The sequence below is a fragment of the Frankia sp. CoWAU3 genome (genome assembly GCF_977971855.1).
Map to the genome: position 1 here is coordinate 1 of NZ_CDWWXB010000040.1, position 6385 is coordinate 6385.

The window sequence follows — 6385 nt, forward strand, 5'->3', positions numbered from 1 at the left end:
TCCCGGGGCTGGGGCCTCGGGGCTGGTCGGCCTGACCGGGTGGGCCTGGCGGACGATGTCCTACTGTCGGAGAATGCCCCGTCCCAGCGCCGGTCCCCGCCGGACGCCGCCCGCAACCCGGTTGTCCCGACAGCCGGCACGGCCGTCGGGACAACCGTCCCCGGACCCGCAACCCGGCAGGGCCTTTCTGGCCGCTTCCTACACATTGGGGGTGTTTCTGGGGGTCGGGCTGGGTCTCTACGGCGTCTTCCTCGTTCCCGCCGGTCCACGGCCGGGGGGGATGCTGCTGTCGCTCGGCGTACTGGTCGCGCTGGTGGGCAACGGGGGTGCCGCGCTGCTGGTGCGGTGGCTGACGGGCACCCGGCTGGGACCCACGACCGTGCTCATCGGCTGGGCCGTCGTCGTGCTGCTGTTCGCCAGCTCCCGCCCCGAGGGGGACCTGCTGTTGCGGGCGAGCGGATCCGGCTACGCGTTCCTGTTGCTCGGGGCACTGAGCCCGATCGCGATCGCCGTCCTCGCCGGGGCACGGCGGGGGCTCACGGCGCTTCCTCCCGGTTGCTGAGCACCGGTCCGGTTGCGGGGTCGTCTGTCTCGCCCTGGGAGATGTCACCGGCTCTTGTGATGTGGGAGATGTCACCGGCCCTTGGGGACTGTCGCCCACGTGGTGAGCGGAGCGGGTAGCGTGGCCGGGTGGGTAGCCCTGCGCACCGTGGAGAGAACCGGGCCGGCGCGCCCGCCTCCCCGGTCTCCCCGGTCTCCCAGACCTCCCCGGTCTCCCCGGCCCTCCAGGCCGACCGGTCGACGCTGCGGACGGCGGACTTCCGCAGGGCGGTCGGCAGGTTCGCTACCGGAGTGACGGTCCTCACGACCGTCGCCGACGGTCGCCATCTCGGCATGACGGCGAACTCGTTCGTCTCGGTCTCCCTCGACCCGCTGCTGGTGCTCGCCAGCATCCGCCGGGACGCCCGCTTCCACGGTCCGCTCATGGCCTCGGGGGTGTGGGGAGTCTCGGTGCTCGCCGAGGACATGGCCGAGACGTCGCGCTGCTTTGCGAAACGCGCGTATGACCAGCCCGGTGACATGTTCGCGGGATGGGAGCACTCGATCGGGCCGGAGACCGGAGTGGTCCTGTTCGACGGCGCGCTGTCGGTCTTCGAGTGCCGGACGGTCACGACCCATCCCGGGGGGGATCACACTCTCGTCCTCGGTGAGGTCGTCTCGTTCGCCCAGCCGCGGGACGATGTCGGACCGCTCGTCTTCTACGACGGGCGCTACCTCGACCCGGTCGGTGCGGATACGGGAGGAACGGAGGCGCAGCGGGAAACGGACGCTTCCCGAAGCTAGCGGACGCTTCCCGAAGCTAGCGGACGGTTCCCGGGCGGGCGGACGGTCTCCGGGGCTAGTTGAGCCGGGCGCGGGCCGCGGCGGCGGCCTGGCGGGCGGCCGCCGCGGCGGCCGGCTCGACCGCAGCCACCGTGTCGGCGAACGCGGTCAGATCGGTGGCTCCGCCGAGAAAGTCGCCCAACCGGACGCGGAGCTCGCCGCGCTCCCGGCGCAGGCTCGCCGGGTGGTGGGGGAGCAGCAGGGACAGCTCGACGGCCCACAGCCGCATGTGCGGCGCGTCCGAGCGTGCCCCGAGGACCCGGATGTTGCCGAGGATCCGGGTGAGCACGTCCTGCGCGCTCATCGGGGCGAGGTGGGCACGGGTGAAGGCGAACCCGGCCGCGCGTACCTTCTCCGCAGCGTCGTGCACCGTCAGTAGTCGGCCGGCGGCGAACGGATCGACGAGCACGTGGTCCTGGGGGGAACCCACCGCGACCACGACGTGCCCCGGAAGCCCGACAGGATAGGCGGGGACCCCGAGCCGGGCGGCCACCTCCAGCCAGACGACGGAGAGCAGGATCGGCAGGCCGCGCCGCCGGCGCAGCACATCGGGGAGCAGCGAGGAGCGCAGGTCGGTGTAGTCGTCCTCGGCCCCGGCGAAGCCGGCGGCGAGCCCCAGGGACTCGTGTAGCGTCTCGGCGGCGATCCTCGGATCGAAATCCCCCGCTCCCGGGCCGAACCCCTCCAGGCGCCCTGCCGCCTCGGATCCGGATTCCGGCTGTGCCTGTCCAGGCTGTGCCTGCCCCGGTGCGCCGGTCTGGCGTGCCACCGGCGTACCGTGCTCGGCCCGGGGGAACCGGGGCCGTCGGCTCGAGGTCGTCCGCGCGGCGAGCAGTGGACGGGCCTGCGCGGCGAATGCGTCGAGGGCGTTCAGGGTGGCGGTGGCGTCGGGGGTGTCGGCTGCCGGGTCGACCTCGGCGGCGAGCAGATGGCAGGCGACCGCCAGGTCGATCGGCTCGCGGCGCACGACCTCGGCGAACCTGCCGCGGCTGCGGGTGCTCACAAGAGCTCGCTCGGAGCGTTCACGCCAGGGGCGGCCGCCTCCGGGGCAGCCGCCCCTGGCGGGGCAGCAGCCTTCAGGCCGGGCACCTTCGGATCGGTCGTGTCCGGGACGGTCGTGTCCGGATCGGGTGTGTCCGGGACGGTCGTCCCCAGGACAGTCGCCCCCGCGATAGTCGCCTTCGGGGTAGTCGTATTCGGGACAATCTCCATGAGAGCCGTCGCACCCGGGACATTCCGCGTACGTCGTGTCGGTGGGCGGGGTGGGATGACGCGTGCCGCTACGACGGCATCCTCGGTAACCTGGACGGGTGTGCCCTCGGCAGTGACAACCGTGAGCACGCCCGATGACCATGACCGCAACGTTCCGAGAACATCACTGAGGGATACCGGTCCGGGGATGCGGTGGCGGAGCATAACTCGCGCGCCAACATCGGCCGGAGTGATGCGGACGACATACACCACCAGCGCACGCCCTTGTTGTCGACACGGAACTGTCCAGGTCGATACTAAGGACTCAGTCGCCCGTGAGCCCGAGGAGGAAAAACCGGTGACCTACGTCATCGCAGAGCCCTGCGTCGATGTCAAGGACAGGGCCTGCATCGAGGAGTGCCCGGTCGACTGCATCTACGAAGGCGGACGGATGCTCTACATCCAGCCTGACGAGTGTGTCGACTGTGGTGCCTGTGAGCCGGTCTGCCCGGTGGAGGCCATCTACTACGAGGACGACGTTCCCGATCAGTGGAAGGGGTACACCGACACCAACGCGAACTTCTTCGAGGAGCTCGGGTCGCCTGGCGGCGCATCGAAGGTCGGCGCCCTGGACTTCGACCCGCCGACGGTCGCCGCGCTGGCTCCTCAGGGCGAGTCCTGAGCGGCCCGGGGAGACCCGGCAATATCTCCGGAGTCCCGCGGTCACCGGCCCGGTCCCGGGTGCGACTGCCCGACTTCCCGTGGGACCAGCTGGTCTCCTTCAAGGAGAAGGCCCGGCTGCATCCCTATGGGTTGGTCGACCTCTCGGTGGGTACTCCGGTCGACGCCACGCCGGCCGTCGTGCAGCAGGCGCTGGCCGGCTCCGCTGACGCTCCGGGGTACCCGCGGTCAGCGGGTACCCCGGAGCTGCGCGAGGCGGCGGCAGGCTGGCTGGCCCGCCGGCTCGGCGTGCTCGTCGACCCGGGCGCGGTGCTGCCCGTGCTCGGGACGAAGGAACTGGTGGCCCAGCTCCCCGGTCAGCTCGGGCTCGAACCCGGTGACCGGGTGTGGGTGCCGACCCCGGCCTATCCGACCTACGAGGTCGGCGCGCTGCTCGCCCGCTGCGAACCGGTGGCGGGCCCGGCCGACGGGGTGACCCTGATCTGGTTGAACTCGCCGGGGAACCCGACCGGGCGGGTGCTCACGGTCGACGAGATGCGCGCCGTGGTCACCTGGGCGCGGGAGCGCGGTGTGATCGTCGCCAGCGACGAGTGCTACATCGAGCTGGGCTGGGAGAGCCGGCCCGTCTCGGTGCTGCACCCCGACGTGTGCGGCGGCTCCCACGAGGGACTGCTGGCGGTGCATTCGCTGTCGAAGCGGTCCAACCTCGCGGGCTACCGGGCCGGGTTCGTCACCGGTGACCCGGCCCTGGTCGAGGGTCTCCTCGCGGTCCGCAAGCACGCCGGCTTCATGATGCCGACGCCCGTGCAGGCCGCCATGGCGGCTGCGTACGCCGACGACATGCATGTGGCGGATCAGCGGGCGCGCTACGCCAACCGGCGGGCCGTCCTCGCGGCGGCGCTTGCGGTCGCGGGTTTCACCATTGATCACAGCGAGGCCGGCCTCTACCTGTGGGCAACCCGGGGTGAGGAGGCCTGGGCCACGGTGGAGGCGCTGGCCGAGGTCGGGATACTCGTCGCGCCCGGGACGTTTTACGGGGAGGCTGGCCGGTATCACGTCCGGATCGCCCTGACCGCCGCGGACTCGCAGGTGGCGACCGTTCCCGAGCGGATGACGATGCTGTTGCCGGTCGCCGCCACGGGGCAGCCCGGCCATGGCGCTCGGCCCGACTACGGTCAGCCGGTCACTCAGGGCAGCTATGGGGCTGCCGAGCCGGACATCCGTTAGCACCCGGCCCGGATCCGTGGCCCCGCCATCTCGTGGGGCCGGGGCCACCTCGTAGGGTCGGGCTTGTGAGCGCCTCGAACACATCCCTCGACTCTCCGATCGATCCCGCCGTCGACGAACTGTGGGAACGGCGGGCGGAGCTGACCCCCGCCGACGCCGACGCCCGCAAGATCGTGGTGGCCGCCGTCGACGCCATCGATGCGGGCGTGGCCCGGGTCGCCACGGTCACCGTGGACGGCTCGGTCACCGTTGACGAGCGGGCCAAGCGGGCGATCCTGCTGTCCTTCAAGGTTCTCGCCATGGTCGAGTCGTCCGCGGGCGACTTCCGCTTCCATGACCGGGTGCCGCTCAAGACCCGGTTCGACGGTGTGCGGGTGGTACCGGGCGCGATCGTGCGCTGGGGCGCGCACGTCGAGCCCGGGGCCGTCCTCATGCCGAGCTACACCAACATCGGCGGCTACGTCGGCGCCGGCACCCTCGTCGACACCTGGGCCACGGTCGGATCCTGCGCCCAGGTCGGCCGCAACGTGCACCTGTCCGGTGGGGTCGGGCTCGGCGGGGTCTTGGAGCCGCCGAACGCGGTCCCCGTCGTCGTCGAGGACGACGCCTTCGTCGGCAGTCGCTGCATGGTGGTGGACGGCGCGCGGGTGCGCCGCGGGGCCAAGCTCGGCGCCGGGGCGATCCTGACCGCCTCCACCCATGTCTTCGACGCCACGACCGGCGCGGAGTACCCGCGCGGGGAGATCCCGGAGCGGGCGGTCGCGGTCGGTTCCAACCGGGTGAAGTCGTTCCCGGGCGGAGAGTTCGCGATGCCCTGCATCCTGGTGCTGCGGACGCTCGCCGAGGGCGAGATCCACGACAAGCTGGCGTTGAACGACATCCTGCGGGAGCACGGCGTCGCCAGCTAACGATCTTGTTGCCGGCTGGCGTCCTGTCGCCGGTTAATGATCTTATCGCCGGTTAACGATCCGCTGGCCCGGTGACCGTAGGGTGTGACGGCATGAGCCTCGACCTCACGGCGCCCGTCGGCGAGCTGACCCGGGCGCTGGTTGACGTGCCCTCGGTGAGTGGGGACGAGGCCGCCCTCGCGGGCGCGGTGGAGAAGGCGCTCACCGCGGTGGACGGGCTGCGGGTTGACCGGGACGGTGACGCCGTGGTGGCCAGGACCGAGCTGGGGCTGCCCGGCCGGATCCTGCTTGCCGGCCATCTGGACACCGTTCCGCTGGCGGGCAACCTGCCCTCGCGTGTGGTGGGCGGGCGGCTCTACGGCTGCGGGACGTCGGACATGAAGGCAGGGGTCGCGGTCGCGCTGCGGCTCGCGGCCACGCTCCCGGTCGCCACGCCCGGCGCGATGAGCCACGACGTCACCTGGGTCTGCTATGACCACGAGGAGGTCGAGGCGGCCCGCAACGGGCTGCGTCGGCTCGCCGCCCGGCACCGGGACTGGCTGGAGGCGGATCTGGCCATCCTGATGGAACCGACCTCCGGCGAGATCGAGGCGGGTTGCCAGGGCACCCTGCGGGTGGTCGTGACGCTTCCCGGCACCCGGGCGCACTCGGCCCGGTCGTGGCTCGGGGACAACGCCATCCACAAGGCCGGCGATCTGCTCCGCCGCCTCGCTGGCTACCGGGCGCGGACGGTGACGCTGGACGGCTGCACTTACCGTGAGGGGCTCTGCGCGGTGCGGATCGACGGTGGGGTGGCGGGCAACGTGATCCCCGACCGGTGCCAGGTCACGGTGAACTTCCGGTTCGCCCCGGACCGGGGCCCCGACGAGGCGGTGGCGCATGTTCGCGAGGTGCTGGGTGGCTACGACGTCGAGGTCACCGATCTCGTCGGCGGGGCGCTGCCCGGGCTCGCCGCCCCGCACGCGGCGGCGTTCGTCGCCGCCACCGGTCGTGTG

At 72.0% G+C, this 6385-nt stretch carries 7 protein-coding genes and 1 pseudogene; 6 read left to right on the forward strand and 2 right to left on the reverse strand.

The features are described from left to right. A partial coding sequence (locus AC08ON_RS06255; RefSeq protein ID WP_476616614.1) for a DUF6113 family protein occupies positions 1-562 on the forward strand: 562 nt, incomplete at its 5' end. Positions 563-690: 128 nt separating this feature from the next. Beyond that, complete coding sequence (locus tag AC08ON_RS06260) at positions 691-1344, forward strand: flavin reductase family protein (RefSeq protein WP_476606773.1); 654 nt, start codon at positions 691-693, stop codon at positions 1342-1344. A gap of 55 nt (positions 1345-1399) precedes the next feature. Here the strand turns inward: AC08ON_RS06260 and AC08ON_RS06265 are convergent, their stop codons facing one another. Next, entirely contained in the window at positions 1400-2386 is a 987-nt protein-coding gene (locus tag AC08ON_RS06265) for a transglutaminase family protein (protein WP_476606774.1), read from the reverse strand. Then, complete coding sequence (locus AC08ON_RS06270; RefSeq protein ID WP_476606775.1) at positions 2383-2847, reverse strand: putative acetyltransferase; 465 nt, start codon at positions 2845-2847, stop codon at positions 2383-2385. Before AC08ON_RS06270 ends, AC08ON_RS06265 begins: the two co-directional genes overlap by 4 nt. Positions 2848-2932: 85 nt before the next feature. On the opposite strand from AC08ON_RS06270, the gene fdxA reads away from it, so the two are divergent. The 4 genes and pseudogenes from fdxA to dapE all read left to right on the forward strand — a co-directional run. Continuing rightward, entirely contained in the window at positions 2933-3256 is a 324-nt protein-coding gene (gene fdxA / locus AC08ON_RS06275) for a ferredoxin (protein ID WP_011438232.1), read from the forward strand. A 59-nt stretch (positions 3257-3315) separates the two neighbouring features. Next, positions 3316-4458: pseudogene (gene dapC, locus AC08ON_RS06280) on the forward strand (succinyldiaminopimelate transaminase); the annotation flags it as partial. Positions 4459-4547: 89 nt separating this feature from the next. After that, entirely contained in the window at positions 4548-5390 is an 843-nt protein-coding gene (locus AC08ON_RS06285; protein WP_476606776.1) for a 2,3,4,5-tetrahydropyridine-2,6-dicarboxylate N-succinyltransferase, read from the forward strand. A 92-nt stretch (positions 5391-5482) separates the two neighbouring features. Continuing rightward, positions 5483-6385: succinyl-diaminopimelate desuccinylase (gene dapE, locus AC08ON_RS06290; protein WP_476616615.1), on the forward strand; the 903-nt coding region annotated here is incomplete at its 3' end.